Source organism: Faecalicatena contorta, assembly GCF_021531995.1.
GTDB lineage: Bacteria > Bacillota > Clostridia > Lachnospirales > Lachnospiraceae > Dorea_A > Dorea_A contorta_A.
This window is the reverse complement of record NZ_JAFBIZ010000272.1, coordinates 1-858: the sequence shown is the minus strand read 5'-3', so window position 1 is coordinate 858 and position 858 is coordinate 1. Positions and strand designations below refer to the sequence as shown.

At 31.4% G+C, this 858-nt stretch carries 1 protein-coding gene; it reads right to left on the bottom strand.

Annotation, left to right across the window (positions count from 1 at the left end):
• Positions 1 to 13: 13 nt before the first annotated feature.
• Positions 14 to 858, bottom strand: an 845-nt coding sequence (locus tag JQM82_RS15885; RefSeq protein WP_235251389.1) for a hypothetical protein, incomplete at its 5' end; no start/stop codon positions are given.

The following is an 858-nucleotide window of genomic DNA, read 5'->3' as shown; positions in this document are numbered from 1 at the left end:
ACCGTATTAATATTCAAGCATAGTAATTTAAAATCCGATATAAGGCATTTTCCATCTCAAAAGGATCAAGTGATAAGTTTACTCTAAAACATGCGTGGTTGCTTTCAAATCCGTTGAACACTCCTGGGATATATGAAACATACTGGGTATCAATTAAACGTTTTATATTTTCAATCTTATTAGGATTATGCAAAGAGGATTTTATATAAATAGTTTTATAAGAACCAAGGTCAGTTGTGTCACAATATGCAATAGGAATCTGTTGAAGAACAGATTCAATAACTGCAATTCCTTTTGTATACCACTCTAAACAACGCTCAAGGCATTGCTGATAGTTCGGTGATAAAAAGTGAAAAACTGCCGAAATATTGCTATGAAGGAGTCCTCCCCCTAGCACATCAATCCATTGTTCAAGAAAATCGTCATTTTCAAGAGGACATAGGATAGCTGAAAACTTTATACTATTTATAAATAAAGGTTTATGTGGACTATATATTGAATAAAAATAGTTATTTATTGGCATTACCCGTGCAAGTTCTTGACCCGGTAATGCCAATGTTTCATCTGCTATTACTAATATATGCCTATCAATTAACTGTTTAATATGGCTTACTTGTACCTCATCAAACACTTTACTTGTGGAATAGATCGGTGATGTAATCCATACAGAATCAAAATTGTTTCTTAGTATGTATTCAAGCGGAATAGAATATTGACCATTATGAAATACTAAGGGGATTTTTTCAAATGGTAGATGAAATATCCTACAGTTTTGTTCCACAGAAAAATATGCTGGTGTTAAAATACAAAGTTTATGAAAACCATTTAATTTTAAAAAATTAATCATGTTAGTTATAC